This window comes from Pseudomonas sp. SZ40, assembly GCF_052958135.1.
On sequence record NZ_JBQWIF010000015.1, the window covers coordinates 24,493 to 43,036 of the forward strand.

Consider the following 18,544-nt stretch of genomic DNA (forward strand, 5'->3'; position numbering starts at 1 on the left):
CCCGCTCAGCCGACCGAACGTCGGGCGAAGTCGCGCAAGCGGAAACCGAGAATGCCCAGCACCGCGAAATAGCTCAGCGCCCCGGCCGCGACCAATGCCCCCAGGCGCAGCAGGCGCTGCAGCATGTTGCCGTCGCTCCAGGCGGGCATCAGCCACAGCATGCCGACCAGAACCACGACCATCACCAGCATCGCCGCCAGCAGCTTGCTGGCGAACATGCCCCAACCGGGTTGCGGCTGATAGAAACCGCGCGCGCGCAACTTCCAGAACAACAGCCCGGCATTCAGGCAGGCCGCCAGGCCAATGGCCAGGGCCAGGCCAGCATGGGCCAGGGGAATGACGAAGACGAACAGCACGTTCATCACCTGCGTCATCAGCAGCGTGAACATGGCGATGCGCACGGGGGTACGGATGTCCTGACGGGCGTAGAACGCCGGGGCCAGCACCTTGACCAGCAGCATGCCGAGCAGGCCCACCGAGTAGGCGAGCAAGGCGCGCTGGGTCATGTCGGCGTCGGCAGCGGTGAACTTGCCGTACTGAAACAGTGCCACCACCAATGGCTCGGACAGCAGCGCCAGGGCCAGCGCACAGGGCAGCGCCAGCAGAACGCAAAGGCGCAGGCCCCAGTCGAGCAGTTTCGAGTAGGCGGCGGGGTCCTCGGCGGCATGGGTCTTCGCCAGCGACGGCAACAGGATGGTGCCCAGCGCCACGCCCAGCACACCGGCCGGCAGTTCCATCAGGCGGTCGGCGTAATACATCCACGACACCGAACCGGCCACCAGGAAGGAGGCGAACACGGTGTTGATGATCAGGGAGATCTGCGCCACCGACACGCCGAGAATCGCCGGGCCCATCTGCCGCAACACACGCCACACGCCGCTATCGCGAAGGTTGAGACGCGGCAGCACCAGCAGGCCGATCTTGCGCAGGTGCGGCAACTGATAAAGCAGCTGCAGCAGGCCACCCACCAGCACGGCCCAGCCCATGGCCATGATCGGCGGGTCGAAGTACGGCGTCAGGAACAGGGCGAAGACAATCATGCTGACGTTGAGCAGCGTCGGCACGAAAGCCGGTACCGCGAAGCGGTTCCAGGTGTTGAGCAGCGCGCCGACGAAGGACGACAGGGAAATCAGGAATATATAAGGAAAGGTCACCCGCAGCAGGTCACTGGTCAGCTCGAAGCGCTCGGGGTTGTCGCTGAAGCCCGGCGCCGATGCCCAGACAATCCATGGCGCGGCCAGCACGCCGAGCAGCGTGACCAGGGCCAGGACCAGAGTCAGTTGACCGGCAACGTACGCGACGAAGGTACGCGTGGCCTCCTCGCCCTTCTGGGTCTTGTACTCCGCCAGGATCGGCACGAAGGCCTGGGAAAAGGCTCCTTCGGCGAAAATGCGCCGCAACAGGTTGGGCAGTTTGAACGCCACCACGAAAGCATCCGAGGCGATGCCCGCCCCGAAGATCCGCGCCATGATGGTGTCCCGCACGAAACCGAGAATGCGCGACAGCATGGTGATGGAACTGACCGCGGCCAGCGACTTGAGAAGATTCATTCGGCAGGGATGCTCTATCGACGATTACAGGGCCCACTACGCGCAACGCCCGTCGCACGCCAGCAACAGACCGCGACACCGCACGAAGGTGCGGCGCCACAAGTGCGGGCCGGGAGTGTAGAATCGCCGGCCCGATAAAGCATCCTTTCTTGCAACGGCTCTACGACGACTGACCAAGGATCGACCTTGACAAGTGCTTCGCTCGCCTGCATGATTCGCGGCCTTATTTGTCTGTAACCCCTTAGTTTTCGAGGAGCTTGACGGTGGCCAATACACCTTCTGCCAAAAAACGCGCAAAACAGGCTGAGAAGCGTCGTAGCCATAACGCCAGCCTGCGCTCCATGGTTCGTACCTACATCAAGAACGTAGTCAAGGCTATCGACGCCAAAGACCACGAAAAAGCACAAGCTGCTTACGTTCTGGCTGTGCCTGTTATCGACCGTATGGCCGACAAAGGCATCATCCACAAGAACAAGGCCGCTCGTCACAAGAGCCGCCTGAACGGTCACGTAAAAGCACTCAGCCAAGCTGCTGCTTAAGCGTCCCGTTTCGTGAAAAACCGACCTCAGGGTCGGTTTTTTATTGCCTGAAGAAAAGTACGATCAACGACCCCCGGACCATTTCAAGCCCGCGAGAACCCTGCCGATACCCTCAACATCGTCCGCTGCATGGTGCGCGGATAACGGAAAGGATGTCTGCTATGTGGTCGAGAGGATTGGATATAGGAAAGCGCGCCGGCCTGGCATTCGCATTGCTGGCAGCCCTGCTGCTAGGGCTCGGGCTTTTCGCGCTGTCGCAGATGAATCGCATGGACAGCGCCTCGGACCAGATCCGCGACAACTGGTTACCGTCACTGATCACCGCCGAAGGCCTGGCCACCAACATAGGCCGCATCCGTGCCCTGACGCTACGCAGCGTACTACTGACCGACGAAGCCGAACGGCAGAGCACCCTCGGCACCATCGACGGCCTGGTGAAGGCGGTTCCGGGACAGTTCGACGCCTACGCCAAACTGGTCAGCTCGCCCCAGGAGCAGGCACTGCTCGATCAGCTTCATAAAGCCTACGACGAATACTCCAACCTGCAGCAGCAGGTAGTCGGCGCGGCGCGCGCCGGGCGCATCGACGAAGCCACGCGCCTGGCCAATGGCCCGCTGTCCACCTATGCCGACGGGCTGGCGGCAGCGATCAAGAGCATTTCCAGCTTCAACAATGACGGCGCCATACAATCCACGGACGCCAGCCAGGCCGCCTTCGATGACGCACAACAGATGGTCATCGCCACCCTGGTCGCCAGCCTGGCACTGACCGTACTGCTGGCCGTGGTGCTGACCCGCAGCATCGTCGTGCCACTGGGCGAATCGCTGCGCGTCGCCGAAGTCATCGCGGCTGGCGACCTGACGCAAAGCATCCAGGTGAAGGGCACGGATGAGCCGGCTCGCCTGATGACCGCCCTGCAGGTCATGCAGAAGAACCTGCACGCCGCCATCCAGAGCATTTCCGACTCCTCGAACCAGCTGGCGTCCGCCTCAGAAGAACTGCATGCGGTCACCGAAGACTCCACGCGCGGCCTGCATCAGCAGAATACCGAAATCGAACAGGCCGCCACCGCGGTCAACGAGATGACTGCCGCCGTGGAAGAAGTGGCGCGCAACGCGGTAAGCACCTCGGAAGCCTCCCAGGCATCGAACAGCACAGCCCTGAGGGGCCGCGAGCAGGTACGTGAAACCGTCGAGTCGATCAGCCAGCTGACCCGGGACGTAACCGCCACATCCAGTGAAGTGGAACAGCTCGCCGAGCGGATTCGCGAAATCAGCAAGGTGCTCGACGTGATTCGCTCCATCGCCGAGCAAACCAACCTGCTCGCCCTCAACGCAGCCATCGAAGCGGCACGAGCCGGCGATGCCGGGCGCGGATTCGCCGTGGTCGCCGACGAGGTTCGCGCCCTGGCGCACCGCACTCAGCAGTCGACCCAGGAAATCGAGGGCATGATCGGCGGCATTCAGGTGGGTACCGAGAAAACCGTCGCCGCCATGCAGAACAGTAATGACCGGGCACGCTCGACACTGGAAGTGGCGAAAGGCGCAGGCAGCGCGCTGGAGCAGATCACCGAAGCCATCGCCATGATCAACGAACGCAACCTGGTGATCGCCAGCGCCTCGGAGGAGCAGGCTCAGGTCGCCCGGGAAGTCGATCGCAACCTGGTGAACATTCGCGACCTGTCGCTGCAGACATCCGCCGGCGCCAACCAGACCAGTGCGGCCAGCCAGGAACTCTCGCGCCTGGCCGTCGACCTCAACACACTGGTGGCGCGCTTCCGGATCTGAATGTCAGCAAGGGAAAGGGTCGGCAAGCGCCCGCCCCCACGCCCGGAAGCGCGCGACGCAGGTCGCAAGGAGGATTACTGCGCTTTCGGCCAGGGCAGAATCGGGATGGCGGTCACCGCATTCTGCGGGCTACCTTCGATGATTCTGTCGCTGTAGACCAGATACACCAGCGTGTTGCGTTTCTGGTCGAAGAAGCGCACCACCTGCATGGTCTTGAACACCAGCGAGGTACGCTCGCGGAAGACCTCCTCGCCATCCTTGAGCTCACCGGCGAAGCTGATCGGGCCGACCTGCCGACAGGCAATCGATGCCTCGGCGCGGTCTTCCGCCAGGCCGAGACCACCCTTCACGCCACCGGTCTTGGCGCGCGACAGGTAACAGGTCACGCCCGCCACCTTCGGGTCGTCGAAGGCCTCGACCACGATCTTGTCGTTAGGCCCCACCCACTTGAAGACGGTAGACACCTGCCCGATCTCTTCGGCAGACACCCACAGCGGCAACAGACACAACAACCCCAGCCATCCTGCCTTCATACGTCACCTCTCATGGATACCGACAAAACACTCGCAACCTGTAGCGGCGTCTAAACCAGAATCAGGTTGTCGCGATGCACCAGTTCGGTCTCATCGACATAGCCGAGCAGACGCTCGATGTCATCCGAAGGACGGCCAATGATCTTCTGCGCCTCGAGCGCGCTGTAGTTGGCCAGACCGCGGGCGATCTCACGACCGTCCGGCGCCACGCAAACCACCATCTCACCGCGCCGGAAACTGCCCTGCACCGCCTTCACGCCCACCGGCAGCAGGCTCTTGCGGTCGGACACCAGCGCCTTCACCGCACCGGCATCCAGCACCAGCGTACCGCGCGTCTGCAGATGCCCCGCCAGCCACTGCTTGCGCGCCGCCAGCATGCCGCGCTCCGGCACCAGCAGGGTACCGAGCAACTCGCCGGCCTTGAGCCGCGCCAGCACCTGCTCGATGGCACCACCGACAATCACGGTATGCGCCCCGGAACGCGCCGCCAGCCGTGCAGCCCGCAACTTGGTCTGCATGCCACCACGGCCCAGTGCACCACCGACACCACCGGCGACGGCATCCAGCGCCGGATCGTCGGCACGCGCCTCGTGGATCAGCTGGGCATCGGGGTTGTTGCGCGGATCAGCGTCGAACATGCCGTCGCGGTCGGTGAGGATCACCAGCAGGTCGGCCTCTACCAGGTTGGCCACCAGCGCAGCCAGGGTGTCGTTGTCACCGAAACGAATGCCGTCGGTCACCACGGTATCGTTCTCGTTGATCACCGGGACCACGTCGAGATCGATCAGCGTGCGCAAGGTACTGCGCGCATTGAGGTAACGCTTGCGATCGGACAGGTCGTCGTGGGTCAGCAGAATCTGCGCCGTGCGCCGACCGTGCTCGCCGAAACTCGACTCCCAGGCCTGCACCAGGCCCATCTGACCGATGGCGGCAGCCGCCTGCAGCTCGTGAATGGCACTCGGTCGCGCAGTCCAGCCAAGGCGGCTCATGCCCGCCGCCACAGCGCCGGACGACACCAGCACCAGCTCGACGCCCTGCGCCCGCAGCGCCACCATCTGCTCGACCCACACCGCCATGGCGCCGCGATCCAGGCCCTTGCCATCGGCCGTCAGCAAGGCACTGCCAATCTTCACCACCCAGCGCTGCGCACCGCTTACCTTGTCACGCATGTTCACCAACCCCAGCCAGAAGCTCATTTCGCAAGCCATCACCGACGGCAACGGCCAAAACTTACGAAAACGCCGCTAAAAAGCGGCGTCTGTCGTCCAATCAGTCCCGGACGTAAATGATTTCCGGGCCATCGTCTTCATCTTCCTCGTCCCAGAAGCTGTCATCCTCTTCAGCCTCAGCGACAGGCCGCACACCGGAGCGGCGCAGCGCGCGCTTGTCATCCAGCGCCTGCAACTGAGCGCGCGCCTCATCTTCGATACGGGTATCGAGCTCGGCCAGCTCGGCTGCATATTCTGGATTCTCCTGGATGCGCTCAGCGCGCGCCTCGAGGAAGTCCATGATGTCATAACACAGCTGCTCGGTGCCCTGCCGCGCCAGGGCGGATACCACATACACAGGTCCAGTCCACTCGATCCGCGCAACGATCTCGGCGATCCGCGCCTCCTGCTCCTCATCGAGGATCTGGTCGGCCTTGTTCAGCACCAGCCAGCGTTCACGCTCAGCCAGCGACGGACTGAACTTGGTCAGCTCGGCGACGATGACGGCAGCCGCTTCGGCCGGATCGGTCAGGTCCAGTGGAGCCATGTCGACAAGATGCAGCAGCAAGCGAGTACGCGACAAATGCTTGAGGAAGCGAATCCCCAGGCCCGCACCGTCGGAAGCACCTTCGATCAGACCCGGAATGTCGGCGACCACGAAGCTCTTGTAACGATCGACACTCACCACCCCCAGATTCGGCACCAGCGTGGTGAAGGGGTAATCGGCGACCTTCGGCTTGGCCGCCGAAACCGAACGGATAAAGGTGCTCTTGCCAGCATTGGGCAGGCCAAGCAGACCGACGTCCGCCAGCACCTTCAACTCCAGCTTGAGGTCACGCGCATCACCCGGCTTGCCTGGCGTGGTCTGCCGCGGCGCACGGTTGGTACTGGATTTGAAGCGGGTATTGCCCAGACCATGCCAGCCACCCTGAGCGACCAGCAGGCGCTGTCCGGCCTTGGTCAGGTCACCAATCACTTCCTGGGTACCAGCGTCGATCACCGTGGTGCCAATCGGCACTGGCAGAATGAGATCTTCACCTTTGGCACCGGTGCAATCGGTGCTGCCACCCTTCTCACCATTGGGCGCCTGGAAGCGACGGGTGTAGCGGTAGTCCACCAAGGTATTGAGGTTGGCCATCGCCTCGATAAAGATCGAGCCGCCATCACCACCATCACCACCGTTGGGGCCACCGTTCTCGATGAACTTCTCACGACGGAAGCTCATCATGCCGTTACCACCATCACCAGCCTTTACAGAAATCGATACTTCATCGACGAATTTCATGGATACGCCTCCCGCTTAAAACGCGGGTCACTGAAACAAGAAACACCGGGTGCTTGCAAAATTGCCCTGAAACCGCCCGCGTCAACCCAGGACAGTTTGGCAAGAACCCACGCAATACGTGCCTCGCAGCCACTTTGCAGATAGCAAGCAGAGCCAAGCCACGCCATAGGATACAGAAACAAAAAAGCCCCGTCGCAGGACGGGGCTTTTCCAGCAACGTCGCGGTTAAGCTGCGACGACGCTCACGTAACGACGACCGAAGGCGCCTTTTACTTCAAACTTGATCACGCCTTCGATTTTCGCGAAGAGGGTGTGATCCTTACCCATGCCAACGCCGTAACCAGCGTGGAATTGGGTGCCGCGCTGACGCACGATGATGTTGCCAGGAATGATTTTCTGGCCGCCATACATCTTCACGCCAAGGCGTTTGGCTTCTGAGTCGCGACCGTTGCGGGTACTACCGCCAGCTTTTTTGTGTGCCATGAGTTCAATACTCCTATAAAGGGTTCAGGCGAAACGAATCAGGCCTGAATACCGGTGATTTTGATCTCAGTGAACCACTGACGGTGGCCCTGACGCTTCATGTGGTGCTTACGACGGCGGAACTTGATGATGGTGACTTTATCGTGACGACCTTGCGAAACGACTTCAGCCGACACCTTGGCGCCTTCGATGACCGGACCACCGATGGTCACGTCGTCACCGTTGCCGATCAGCAACACGCGGTCGAAAGTAACGGCTTCGCCAGTGGCGATTTCCAGTTTCTCGACCTTGAGGTATTCGCCTTCGGTGACTTTGTATTGCTTGCCACCAGTAACAATTACTGCGTACATGGTAAATCTCCGTTAATCCTGCTCACCCAGCGCTTTATAGGAATAAGTGTCGGCTGGCATGGCTGCTTGGGGCCGGAAGGACACCCTTGCAATTGCGTAAGGCAGGGAAATACCCAGGGGGAAGTTCAGGGTGCGCGATTGTACGCAAGCCCCCGGAGCTGCGCAAGCACCATGAGCGCTCGCCACGACCGCTCTGCCACGGCACGCCGGGTCGCAGCCTTTTAAGCGCGCCCTTCGGCTTGCACTGAAACGTCAAGAGCCCCTAACATGCCGCGCAACCTAGAAGGAGCACGTGTCGCTGATGCAACCCCAGGCTTTTTACAGTGTGGTAGCGGATGACTTTACCGCCGTGGACGGCATTATCCGTCAACAGCTGGTTTCCCGCGTCCCGCTGGTCGAGAAGATCGGCGACTACATCATTTCCGCCGGTGGCAAACGCCTGCGCCCGCTGCTCGTGCTGCTCAGCGGCAAGGCACTGGGCATGAGCGACGACCGTCTGCGCCTGCTGGCCGCCACCATCGAGTTCCTGCACACCGCCACCCTGCTGCATGACGATGTGGTCGACATGTCGGACATGCGCCGCGGCCGCAGCACCGCCAACGCACAGTGGGGCAATGCGCCAAGCGTGCTGGTCGGCGACTTCCTCTATTCGCGCTCGTTCGAAATGATGGTCGAACTGGGCTCGATGCCGGTCATGAAGATCCTTGCCAAGGCCACTCGCGTGATCGCCGAAGGCGAAGTGCTGCAGCTGACCAAGATCCGCGACGCCAGCACCACCGAAGAAACCTACATGGAAGTCATCCGCGGCAAGACGGCCATGCTGTTCGAGGCCTCGACCCAGAGCGCCGCAGCGCTGGCCGAAGCCACGCCAGAGCAGAACGAAGCACTGCGCACGTTCGGTGATCACCTGGGCGTGGCCTTCCAATTGGTCGACGACCTGCTCGACTACAAAGGCGATGCAGCCACCCTGGGCAAGAACGTCGGTGACGACCTGGCCGAAGGCAAGCCCACCCTGCCACTCATCTACACCATGCGCGAAGGCCAGCCGGAGCAGGCGGCACTGGTACGCAAGGCGATTCAGAAGGGTGGCCTGGAAGACCTGGAAAGCATCCGCAATGCCGTGGAAGCGGCCGGTGCCCTGGATTACACCGCCAACCTGGCCCGCGACTACGCCGAACGCGCCATCGCCTGCCTGGAAGTGCTGCCGCCAAGCCCGTATCGCGACGCGCTGGTGGAACTGAGCCACTTCGCCGTAGCCCGCACGCACTGACCGCGAGAACAGCGTACCGAGGCCCGTCCATGTGACGGGCTTTTTTGTGGCACACGCTGCGGGTTGCCCGCTCCCCGCTCATCGGCAGGGACTGGAAATCAGCGCTGACGGCTGGATCGACGAAAGGCTGCGATTAACGCTTGCTATTATCGTAATAAGAATTATTCTCATATCTACCATTGACTCAGGGAGATGATGAGCATGACTTACTTGATAGACGCCTGGCTGGATCGCCCTCACCCCTATCTGCGCATCCTGCACCGGGAAACGGGCGAAGTCTGCGCCGTTCTCGAAGAAGAAGCGCTGGATGAACTGCGTAAACAGGGTGATCTGGATCTGCACGAGCTGAATTCCAGCGAGCCACTGGTGCTCAAGGAACTGGTCCGCAGTTTGTTCCTGTACTGCTACGCCCGGGCCTTGCGCCCGTGAAGTTGGCGTATGCGAAGGCTCGCGAGCCAGCTGTAGGGTGGGCAGCGCTGCACCGCCCACCACCACTGGACCGCAATGCTGGATGAATAGCGCGACCGCAGGCGCACCATCCACCCTGTGCCGCGATTACAGAATGTCGAGCAGCTCGACATCGAATACCAGCACGCTGTGTGGTGGGATGCTGCCAACGCCCTGGGCGCCATAGGCCAGCTCGCTCGGCACGTAGAGGCGCCATTTGCTGCCGGTACCCATCAGTTGCAGGGCCTCAGTCCAACCGGCGATCACGCCACCGACCGGGAATTCGGCCGGCTGGCCGCGCTCGTAGGAGCTGTCGAATACGCTGCCGTCGATCAGGGTGCCGTGATAGTGAGTGCGCACGCTGTCATCACGCGATGGCTTGGCGCCCTCGCCTGCGGTCAGTACTTCGTACTGCAGACCGGATTCCAGCACGGTGATGCCCTGGCGCTTGGCGTTCTCGGCCAGGAAAGCCAGGCCGGCACCAGCAGCAGCGTCGGCCTTGGCCTTGGCTTCGGCCTGCATGACATCACGGATTACCTTGAAGCTGGCCGACAGCTCGGCTTCGCTGACACGGCTTTCCTGACCAGCGAATGCATCGGCCAGCCCCGCCAGAACGGCTTCGAGGCTGACGCCCGGCGGCGGATTGTCACGCAGTTGGCCACCGAGTTGGCGGCCGATGCCGTAGCTGACGCGTGCTTCGTCAGTGGAAAGATTGAGTTCGGGCATGTCGCCGCTCCGCAAGCTGGAAAAAAGGCTGACTAGCCTATGGGCTGTTGGCGCTTCAACGCAAGCCGCGTTGCAGCGAGAAATCTCGCAAGGTCGGGCGGCGAGGCGAGGCGAAGAACGCAGGGAGTGGTATTCCCTTTTCAAGTCATCCAGCGACGCATGGCGAAATTTCCCGCGCAACCCACAGTGCCGCGCCGGCGCGGTCCTGCTGAAACGTCAACAGACCCGATGACGGCTCACCAGCGGCTGCGCAGGCTGACAGGCACACGCAGCGCGTCACGGGTTCCGCCTGGCAGGCCACACATCTCGTCGTACGCCGAGACATGCACCAGAAACAGCGGCACCTCGGGCAGCTCCTGCAGCAGGTCCCTGGCGTGTTCCACGGAGCGCAAGCGCAGGTTGCGGCCGGCGTCATCGAGGAGATGACAGCGCCGCTGGCTAGCGACGATCTGCAACAGGTAGATCCCCCCTTCCAGAGAAATCAGTTCGAGTTCGCTTACCGCACCATCGCGAGCCGCGCGCAGCAATTCGGGCAGAGTCATGGCATATCCTCGAGAGCTGGAACCGTCACTATACGTTCGCCGCCACGCAGATAACAAAACGCCCGGCCTTGCAGTGCAAAGCCGGGCGTTCCTGGCTGCATCGGCGTACCGATCAGTGCTTGGTCAGCTTGTCCAGGTAGCCCATGGCGAAGGCTGAAACGACGAACGTCATGTGGATGATCACGTACCACATGAGGTGATCGGCTTCGTGATTACGTGCGTCCATGAATACCCGCAGCAGGTGAATCGAGGAAATGGCCACGATGGAGGCCGCGACCTTCATCTTCAGCGAGCTGGAGTCCATCTTGCCCAGCCAGCTGAGCTTTTCCTTGCCTTCATCAATATCCAGTTGCGAAACGAAGTTCTCGTAGCCGGACATCATCACCATCACCAGCAGACCACCGACCAAGGCCATGTCGACCAGCGACAGCAGCACCAGAATCAGATCCGCTTCGGCAATGGCGAAAACGTTGGGCAGGACATGAAAGACTTCCTGGAAGAACTTCAGTGCCAGCGCCAGCAGGCCAAGCGACAGACCTAGATAGATGGGGGCCAGCAGCCAGCGCGATGCGTACATCGCGTTTTCGATAAAGCGTTCCATGGACTCTCACAAATGATTGAAACAGCGGGCGAGTATACCCAGCAGCGAGGCGCAGGCAAGCCAAGGCCGGCAGCCTGAAAGGGGCCTATATAACGCAATCGATAGCAGCAATGCACATTGTGGATAAGAACTGCGACGCATAGCCGCAGTGCACCGCTCAGCCCCTCGAAAAAACATCCGAGAGGCTCCTCGCTCAGCTGTCAGGCAACAACGGATGGGCAGCAGTCGAGTGGCGATTGTCACCGTTGATGCGCCGCAACTCGGCCTGGGCATGCAGGCGCCAGATCGGCGGTTCACTGCAGGCACCATACCCCTGAACGGCCAGGCTCTCGGCGATTTCATCGAGCAGCTCTTCAACCACCAAAGGCCCGTGGAATGGGCCTTGTGCCTTGACGGCGGAGGGTTGCCTGGCGGACATGCCGGCGATGCAGATCAATGTCCAAAGACCTCGATCACCCGCCAGCGGCAGTACCGCGCACTCGATGCGCGTGGTCACGCCCAGGTATTCACGAGTCAGGCAGAGGCTACGCGACACGGCGGCAATCCTCGCGGAAACAGACTTGCAGCCTACACCTGTAACCTCTATTGGCAAAGGCAGGCTTATTCACAGAACCTGTGGATAACTCTGTGCATGACAGGTGCGCAAGCGCGGCCATCCAGCATGCTGAATAGCCGCGGGCGAGACGTTCATGAATTGATCAGCTCGCCCGCGCCTACCTCACTCGACCAACGGTTTTTTCACCCGCGGCTTCTTGGGCGCCTTCTCTGGCAGCGCAGCGGTCAGCGCTTCCTTGGCCTGCTCGGGTTTGTCTTCCTCACCCATGCCGATCTCGGCGATCTCGCGCAGGCGCTCGACCACTCGCGCATTGACGCTGCCTTTCGGGAAGACGCCCTTGTCGTCCGGGGTACCGGCGTCTTCGCCGACCAGCAGGCTCAGCGCCTCGTCGACATGGCGCACCGAATAGACATGGAATTGACCGGCACGCACGGCCTGCAGCACACGCTCGTCGAGCATCAGGGTGGAGACGTTCGAATGCGGGATGATCGCCCCTTGCTCGCCCGTCAGCCCGCGTGCCTCGCACAGGCGGAAGAAGCCTTCGATCTTCTCGTTGACCCCACCGACGGCCTGCACTTCACCGAACTGGTTGATCGAACCGGTAATCGCGAAACACTGCTTGAGCGGCGTGCGCGACAGGGCCGAGATCAGCGTGCAGACTTCGCCGAGCGAGGCGCTGTCGCCGTCCACGTACCCGTAGGACTGTTCCAGCGCGATACTGGCGGAGATCTCCAGCGGGAATTCCTGAGCGTAACGGCTGCCGAGAAAGCCGGTGAGGATCATCACCCCCTTGGAGTGGATCGGCTGACCGAGATTGACCTCACGCTCGATGTCGACGATGCCCGAGCCGCCTGGATAGACGGTCGCGGAAATTCGCGCCGGTACGCCGAACGCCGAGTCACCGACCTCGAGCACGGTCAGGCCGTTGCATTTGCCGATGGCCGCACCGGCGGTGTCGATGAGGATGATACCGGCCAGCATGTCGTCGATGATCCGCGCGGAGACCCGCCCGGTGCGCGTGGCCTTGGCCTTTAGCGCACGCTCGATATGGTCGGCGTCGGTAACCGTTTCACCGGCCAGGTTGCGGATGAAGTCCGCCTCGCTGACCAGCTGGAACAGATCGCCGATGCGCGCCGACAGCCGCCCCTGGTGCTCCGCCAGGCGGGCGCTGTAGGTCGCCAGCCGCGCGACTGCCGCAGCGCTCAGCGGTGCCATGCCTTCTTCGTTGGTACGGGTTTTCATCAACTGGGCGAACTGCTCCAGGCTGTCGTCGGCAAGCGGAATGTCCTCGTCGAAATCGACCAGCACCCGGAACATCTCCTGAAAGTCAGGATCGGCGTCCTGCAGCGCGTAATAGAGCTGGCGCGAGCCGATGATCACCACTTTGAGCTGCAGCGGGATGGTTTCCGGGTTGAGAGTGACCGTGGCGATACGGCCCAGATCGGCCAGCGGCGACTCCATCTTCAGCTTGCGTGACTGCAGAGCCCGCTTCAGGGCCTCCCAGACGAATGGCTCGCTGAGGAACTTCTCCGCCTCGAGAATCAGGAAGCCGCCGTTGGCACGGTGCAAGGCACCCGGGCGCAACTGGCGATAGCTCGTGTAGAGCGCGCCCTGGTCGGTGTTGTACTCGATACGGCCGAACAGGTTGTCGTAGGTCGGATGCGGCTCGAACACCACCGGCGCGCCGCCGTCGGCATGGTGACCGACGATCAGGCTGGGGGCGTACAGTTCTTCGAGCAGCTTACGGGTCTGGGCGTCGGCCTTTTCCACCTCGATGAGCAGGTCGACCACGCTTTTCAGCAGGTCCACCTGCATCGCCTGCAGGTAGGCGCAAACGCCCGCGTTCTCGGCGTATTTCTCCGAGAGCGGCGCCAGCAGCGGCTGCAGGGCGACGGTGATGGTTTCCTCGTTGAGCTGACGCAGCTGGTTGCTCGACTCGCGCTTCCACTGCGGCAGGCTGGCCAGCTCCTCGTTGAGGCGCTCTTCCAGCGTGGCGATATCAGCATGGAACCGTTCGCGCTCCGCTTCCGGCAACTGGGCGAATTCGGTCTCGTCCACGGACTTGCCTTCGAGCATCGGCGTGAAGGCGATGTTGGTGCTGTCACGGTACAGGGCGATGCCGCGCTCCAGAGACAGCTTTTCGATGACGTCCAGCGCCTGGTCGTAGCGTTTGTTGAAGGCGCGGTCGATGGCGCTCTTCTTCTGCTGGAACGACGGGTGCTCGAAAACCGCCGGAAAGGTCGCCAGCAGGTTGTCGATCAGTGCGTTGATATCGGCGATGAACTCGCCAGCGGTGCCGGCAGCCAGTTCCACGGCGCGGGGCTCGCGGGGCTCGTCGAAGTGATTGACGTAGACGCGGTCCGGCGGGGTTTCCAGGCGCTTGCCTTCGGCGCGCAGGTAACGTTTGACGAAAGAGAACCGCCCGGTGCCCGGCTCCCCCATGACGAATACGTTATAACCGGGGCGCGGCATGGCCACGCCGAACTGCAGCGCCTGGACGGCACGTTCCTGGCCAAGCACGCCACGGAAAGGCTCCAGGTCATCGGTGGTGGTGAAGGCGAACTGCTGAGGCGAGAAGGGACGAGTGAGTGCATCGGGCGCCAGGCGCAGGCCGGCTGCAACGGGATCGGGCATCGGAGATCCTTAATTACCGCAGAGAAGTGTCTGCATTCTCGCGCCGCCCGCTTCCCCCTGGCAAGGCACCGATGCCAACCGGTATCGACCTGCCCCGCAGAAAGCAAAACGCCCGCAGCAGGTGCGGGCGTCTGGTGTCACCGCAAGGCTTACAGGTAGAAGGATTTCAGCGGCGGGAAGCCGTTGAATTCCACCGCGCTGTAGCTGGTGGTGTAGGCGCCGGTGGAGAACCAGTACAGGCGATCACCACTGGCCAGGTTCAGCGGCAGGCCGTACTTGTAGTGCTCGTACATGATATCGGCGCTGTCGCAGGTCGGCCCGGCGATGACCACTTCTTCCATCTCGCCCTTCTTCTCGGTCCAGACCGGGAATTTGATGGCTTCGTCCATGGTTTCGATCAGGCCGCTGAACTTGCCCACATCGGTGTACACCCAGCGCTCCACGGCGGTACGCGACTTGCGTGCGACCAGTACCACTTCGCTGACCAGGATGCCGGCGTTGGCGATCAACGAACGGCCTGGCTCGAGGATGATTTCCGGCAGCTCGTCGCCGAAATCGTCCTTGAGGAAGCGGATGATTTCTTCGGCGTAGGTTTCCAGGCTGTTGGTACGGGTGATGTAGTTGGCCGGGAAGCCGCCACCCATGTTGATCATCTGCAGCACGATGCCGTCTTCTTCCTTCAGACGCTCGAAGATCACCTTGACCTTGGCGATGGCGGCATCCCACACGTCGATGTCGCGCTGCTGCGAGCCCACGTGGAAGGAAATGCCGTAAGGCACCAGGCCCAGTTGCTTGGCGAGGATCAGCAGGTCCATGGCCATGTCGGTCTGGCAGCCGAACTTGCGCGACAGCGGCCAATCGGCAGAAGTCGAGCCTTCGGTGAGGATACGTACGTAGATCTTCGAGCCCGGTGCGGCCTTGGCGATGTTGCGCAGGTCGGCTTCCGAGTCGGTGGCGAACAGGCGCACGCCCTTCTCGTAGAAATAGCGAACGTCGCGGGCTTTCTTGATGGTGTTGCCGTAGCTCATGCGGTCCGGGCTGACGCCAGCCGACAGCACCTTGTCCAGCTCGTAGATCGAGGCGATGTCGAAGTTCGAGCCCTTGTCGCGCAGCAGCTCGATGATCTCGATCGCCGGGTTGGCCTTGACGGCGTAGTAGACCTTGGCGAATTCGAAACCGGCGCGCAGGTCATCGTAGGCCTGGCTGATGATCGCGGTGTCGATCACCACGAACGGGGTTTCATGCTGGTCAGCGAAGTTCTTCATGCGGTTGAAGGTTTCGCGTGGGTAGTAATCTTCGACCTTGATCGACATGCGGGGCTCCAAATGGCTAAACCATGAACACTATGATTCGGGCAGTTGAACCGGGCACAGGTTCAACCGGGTGTCGGGGGCGGCCATCGACAATCGGCCGGAAAGCCTGCTGCCAGGCCTGGAACGTCTGATCAGTTTCCCCACTTTGGTTCGCCTACTTCCCAAGGCATGTCGCCGAGAATTGTCGTGCCTGGAATCAGGCGCCACAACCTCTCGTCGTCAGTACTTGAGCCGGATGGATCGTTGCCAGCATGGACGTTCGGCCGCGGACTTTAAGACCATGCCCCGCTCAGATCAATCAAAAATTGCCCTCGAGGGCACTCTCGCTTGCCGAGCGTTTTGGATTCCACACGAAACGCGGCGAAATGCTGCACAGCCGCGGCCCCACGGGAAAACCCGGTGCCCGGCGTCGAGCCTGGCACAGGGAGCTTTCATGACGATGACAGGGGGCTTTCGGTTGACCCGGGCGGGTCAGCCAGGCGGCGGTGGCGCAACTGTCAGTCAGTTGCGCCTGCCGTAGAGAGGGCTTAGCGGAAGCGCTCGACTTCGCGGTGCAGATCGGCGGCCAGGGTCTCCAGTTCCTTGGAGGTATGGGCCAGGTTGGCAATCACTTCGCGCTGCTCGCCGTTGGCCTGGGCGATGCTTTGCAGGTTGCTGCTGAGCACCGTCGCGGTGCTGCTCTGCTCGCTGGTCGCGGTGGTGATGGCGGCGAACTGATCACCAGCGGCGCTGGTCTGCTCGGCAATGTGGGTCAACGCCGCGGCGACCTTGGCATTGAGCTGCAAACCGTTCTGCATCAACTGACGGCCCTGCTCCATGCTGCTGATGGCGCTGCTGGTTTCGCCCTGGATGCTACCGATCATGCTGGAGATTTCGGTGGTCGCTTCACGGGTACGCCCTGCCAGGCTGCGCACTTCGTCGGCGACCACGGCGAAACCACGGCCCTGCTCACCGGCGCGGGCGGCCTCGATGGCCGCGTTGAGCGCCAGCAGGTTGGTCTGGTCGGCGATCGAGGTGATCACGCTGAGGATGCCGCCGATCTCCTGGGAGCGCTGGCCAAGGCTGTCGATGACCTTGGCGGCGCTGTTCAGCGACGAGGAGATCTGCTCCAGTGCATTGGAGGCCTCTTCCATGGAGGTACGGCCGATGCGGGTCTGGCTGGCGTTATCGCTGGCCATGCGTTCGGTGCTGCGCATGTTGTCGGCGATGTTCAGCGAGGTGGCGCTGAACTCTTCCACCGCACCGGCCATGCTGCTGATCTCACCGGACTGCTGCTCGATCCCCTCGTAGGCACCGCGTGACAGACCGGACAGTGCTTCGGCGCGCTGGTTTACGTTACCGGCAGCGGCGCGGACGCGCTCGACCATGGTCGATAGCGCAGCACCCATCTGATTGAAATTGCGCGACAGTTCGCCGATCTCGTCGTTACTGGTGACTTCCAGGCGTACGCTCAGGTCACCGGCGCCCAGCGCCTGAGCCTGACGCACCAGGTCGCCGAGTGGGCGCAGCTTGCGGCGCAGCAGCCAGATCACCGCGAGCACGGCAAGCACCAGCGTCACCAGGCTGCCGATCGCCAGCTGGCTGCCGACGCGCCAGGTCACCGCCTGGATTTCCTCTTCCGGCATGCTCGCCACGACCGTCCACGGACCGCCAGGGAACGGCACGGCGACGCTATAGAACTGCTGCTCGCCATCGCTCCAGAAACCACCTTTGCCCGGTTTGCCCAGCACGCTGGCCATGTTGGCGGTCAGTTGCTCGGGGCGCTGCGCGGCATAAGGAGGCACCAGCCACTTGCTCTGATCGTCGAGCAACGCAAGAGAGCCAGTGCTGCCAATGCGGAAACGCTGCAGGTTGGCGAACTGGGCGTTCTGCGCATCGGTGTAATCGAAGCCGACGAACAGCACGGCGATCACTCGACCCGCGCTGTCACGCACCGGGGTGTACTGGGTCATGTAGAAGCGCTCGAACAGCAGCGCCCGGCCAACGTAGTTGTTGCCGGCCAGCAGTCGTGCGTAGGCAGGATGATTGCGATCGAGCACGGTGCCGATGGCACGGCCGCCGTCCTGCTTGGTCAGCGAGGTGGTCACGCGGACGAAATCATCGCCGTCACGCACGAAGATGGTCGCCACACCAGCAGTGAGCTGGCGGAACTCGTCGACTTCGGCGAATTCGTTGTTCAACCGCGTGGAGCCCAGATACAGGGCAGGAGCCTGCAATGAACCCACTGCAACGCGCTCGTCCGGGCTGACGGTCAAGCCGCTGCTGAAACGCCGCTCGAACAACCCGGCCAACCGCTGCGTGCTCTCGCGCAGGCTGTCGTGAAAGGTGCTCAGTTGGTCAGCCAGCAGACGCGCTTCGCTGCCCAGGTGCTCTTCACGGGTCACGAGGTTGGCGCTGCTCAGCGAGCGCAGGGCGAACAGCGTGCTGACGCTGATCAGCAGCACCAGCATGGCGGCAAGGGCCGTCGCCAGTTGCCAGGCGATACGGGAACGGGGTTGGTTCATGAAAATCTCCGAGCTCCATCGTCCCTGTATGGAGTAATTGAATAAATTGTGATCAGCCTGTAAGTCGGCGAGCGCGGAGAATACTTGAGAGTTTTAGTGCGTCAATGGCCATCATGACGCTATCACCACATTTTTTGCGTGGAGTAATAAAAACGTCTCGTCGATGAACGTTTTAGCGGCTTCTTAGAGCCTGTTCAAAGTCTCGCGAGCTAGAGC

General features: G+C 62.1%; 17 protein-coding genes and 2 pseudogenes. 5 read left to right on the forward strand and 14 right to left on the reverse strand.

Annotated features, from left to right (window positions below):
- Positions 1-5 precede the first annotated feature (5 nt).
- A complete protein-coding gene (murJ, locus tag ACT9T4_RS13645) occupies positions 6-1,550 on the reverse strand; it encodes a murein biosynthesis integral membrane protein MurJ (RefSeq protein WP_042556310.1) in 1,545 nt (514 codons plus the stop codon).
- Between the two features lie 263 nt (positions 1,551-1,813).
- Here murJ and rpsT point away from each other — a divergent pair, with 263 nt between their 5' ends.
- The 3 genes and pseudogenes from rpsT (at position 1,814) to ACT9T4_RS13660 (ending at position 3,876) form a co-directional block, all read left to right on the forward strand.
- Positions 1,814-2,089: a 30S ribosomal protein S20 gene (rpsT, locus tag ACT9T4_RS13650; RefSeq protein WP_042556309.1), complete on the forward strand. Its 276-nt coding sequence runs from the start codon at positions 1,814-1,816 to the stop codon at positions 2,087-2,089.
- A 161-nt stretch (positions 2,090-2,250) separates the two neighbouring features.
- Positions 2,251-2,790 (forward strand): annotated as a pseudogene (locus ACT9T4_RS13655) (MCP four helix bundle domain-containing protein); the annotation flags it as partial.
- 30 nt (positions 2,791-2,820) lie between these two features.
- Complete coding sequence (locus ACT9T4_RS13660; RefSeq protein WP_413694627.1) at positions 2,821-3,876, forward strand: methyl-accepting chemotaxis protein; 1,056 nt, start codon at positions 2,821-2,823, stop codon at positions 3,874-3,876.
- 74 nt (positions 3,877-3,950) lie between these two features.
- On the opposite strand, the gene ACT9T4_RS13665 is transcribed toward ACT9T4_RS13660, so the two are convergent.
- From ACT9T4_RS13665 to rplU, 5 genes are all read right to left on the reverse strand, one after another.
- Positions 3,951-4,409 carry a CreA family protein gene (locus ACT9T4_RS13665; RefSeq protein WP_042556307.1) on the reverse strand — a complete coding sequence of 153 codons (459 nt, stop codon included), beginning with the start codon at positions 4,407-4,409 and terminating at the stop codon, positions 3,951-3,953.
- Positions 4,410-4,459: 50 nt separating this feature from the next.
- Positions 4,460-5,578: a glutamate 5-kinase gene (gene proB / locus ACT9T4_RS13670; RefSeq protein WP_179540107.1), complete on the reverse strand. Its 1,119-nt coding sequence runs from the start codon at positions 5,576-5,578 to the stop codon at positions 4,460-4,462.
- A 100-nt stretch (positions 5,579-5,678) separates the two neighbouring features.
- Complete coding sequence (cgtA, locus tag ACT9T4_RS13675; RefSeq protein ID WP_042556306.1) at positions 5,679-6,902, reverse strand: Obg family GTPase CgtA; 1,224 nt, start codon at positions 6,900-6,902, stop codon at positions 5,679-5,681.
- Positions 6,903-7,127: 225 nt separating this feature from the next.
- Positions 7,128-7,385 (reverse strand): 50S ribosomal protein L27, encoded by a 258-nt coding sequence (rpmA, locus tag ACT9T4_RS13680; protein ID WP_042556305.1) that lies wholly within the window; start codon positions 7,383-7,385, stop codon positions 7,128-7,130.
- Positions 7,386-7,423: 38 nt separating this feature from the next.
- Positions 7,424-7,735: a 50S ribosomal protein L21 gene (rplU, locus tag ACT9T4_RS13685; protein WP_042556304.1), complete on the reverse strand. Its 312-nt coding sequence runs from the start codon at positions 7,733-7,735 to the stop codon at positions 7,424-7,426.
- Between the two features lie 301 nt (positions 7,736-8,036).
- Between rplU and ACT9T4_RS13690 the strand changes: the two genes are divergently transcribed.
- Positions 8,037-9,005: a polyprenyl synthetase family protein gene (locus tag ACT9T4_RS13690; protein ID WP_042556303.1), complete on the forward strand. Its 969-nt coding sequence runs from the start codon at positions 8,037-8,039 to the stop codon at positions 9,003-9,005.
- Between the two features lie 201 nt (positions 9,006-9,206).
- Complete coding sequence (locus tag ACT9T4_RS13695) at positions 9,207-9,434, forward strand: PA4570 family protein (RefSeq protein ID WP_042556302.1); 228 nt, start codon at positions 9,207-9,209, stop codon at positions 9,432-9,434.
- A gap of 126 nt (positions 9,435-9,560) precedes the next feature.
- Here ACT9T4_RS13695 and bamJ read toward each other — a convergent pair whose 3' ends face one another.
- The 8 genes and pseudogenes from bamJ to ACT9T4_RS13735 all read right to left on the reverse strand — a co-directional run.
- The gene (gene bamJ / locus ACT9T4_RS13700) at positions 9,561-10,178 is read right to left on the reverse strand and encodes a BamJ family beta-barrel-assembly machinery protein (protein ID WP_042556301.1); all 618 of its coding nucleotides are present in this window, start codon (positions 10,176-10,178) and stop codon (positions 9,561-9,563) included.
- Between the two features lie 236 nt (positions 10,179-10,414).
- Positions 10,415-10,720, reverse strand: coding sequence for a DUF6482 family protein (locus tag ACT9T4_RS13705; protein ID WP_499117479.1), 306 nt, complete (start codon positions 10,718-10,720; stop codon positions 10,415-10,417).
- A 112-nt stretch (positions 10,721-10,832) separates the two neighbouring features.
- On the reverse strand, positions 10,833-11,321 hold the full coding sequence (locus tag ACT9T4_RS13710; RefSeq protein ID WP_042556299.1) for a TIGR00645 family protein: 489 nt from the start codon (positions 11,319-11,321) through the stop codon (positions 10,833-10,835).
- 193 nt (positions 11,322-11,514) lie between these two features.
- Complete coding sequence (locus tag ACT9T4_RS13715; protein ID WP_042556298.1) at positions 11,515-11,856, reverse strand: PA4575 family protein; 342 nt, start codon at positions 11,854-11,856, stop codon at positions 11,515-11,517.
- A 183-nt stretch (positions 11,857-12,039) separates the two neighbouring features.
- Positions 12,040-14,511 (reverse strand): Lon protease family protein, encoded by a 2,472-nt coding sequence (locus ACT9T4_RS13720; protein ID WP_042556297.1) that lies wholly within the window; start codon positions 14,509-14,511, stop codon positions 12,040-12,042.
- Between the two features lie 149 nt (positions 14,512-14,660).
- Complete coding sequence (locus ACT9T4_RS13725) at positions 14,661-15,824, reverse strand: type III PLP-dependent enzyme (protein WP_179539127.1); 1,164 nt, start codon at positions 15,822-15,824, stop codon at positions 14,661-14,663.
- A gap of 527 nt (positions 15,825-16,351) precedes the next feature.
- Positions 16,352-17,212 (reverse strand): methyl-accepting chemotaxis protein, encoded by an 861-nt coding sequence (locus tag ACT9T4_RS13730; RefSeq protein ID WP_373565158.1) that lies wholly within the window; start codon positions 17,210-17,212, stop codon positions 16,352-16,354.
- Positions 17,207-18,328 (reverse strand): annotated as a pseudogene (locus ACT9T4_RS13735) (Cache 3/Cache 2 fusion domain-containing protein); the annotation flags it as partial. The gene ACT9T4_RS13730 and the pseudogene ACT9T4_RS13735, both read right to left, overlap by 6 nt.
- Between the last annotated feature and the right edge of the window lie 216 nt (positions 18,329-18,544).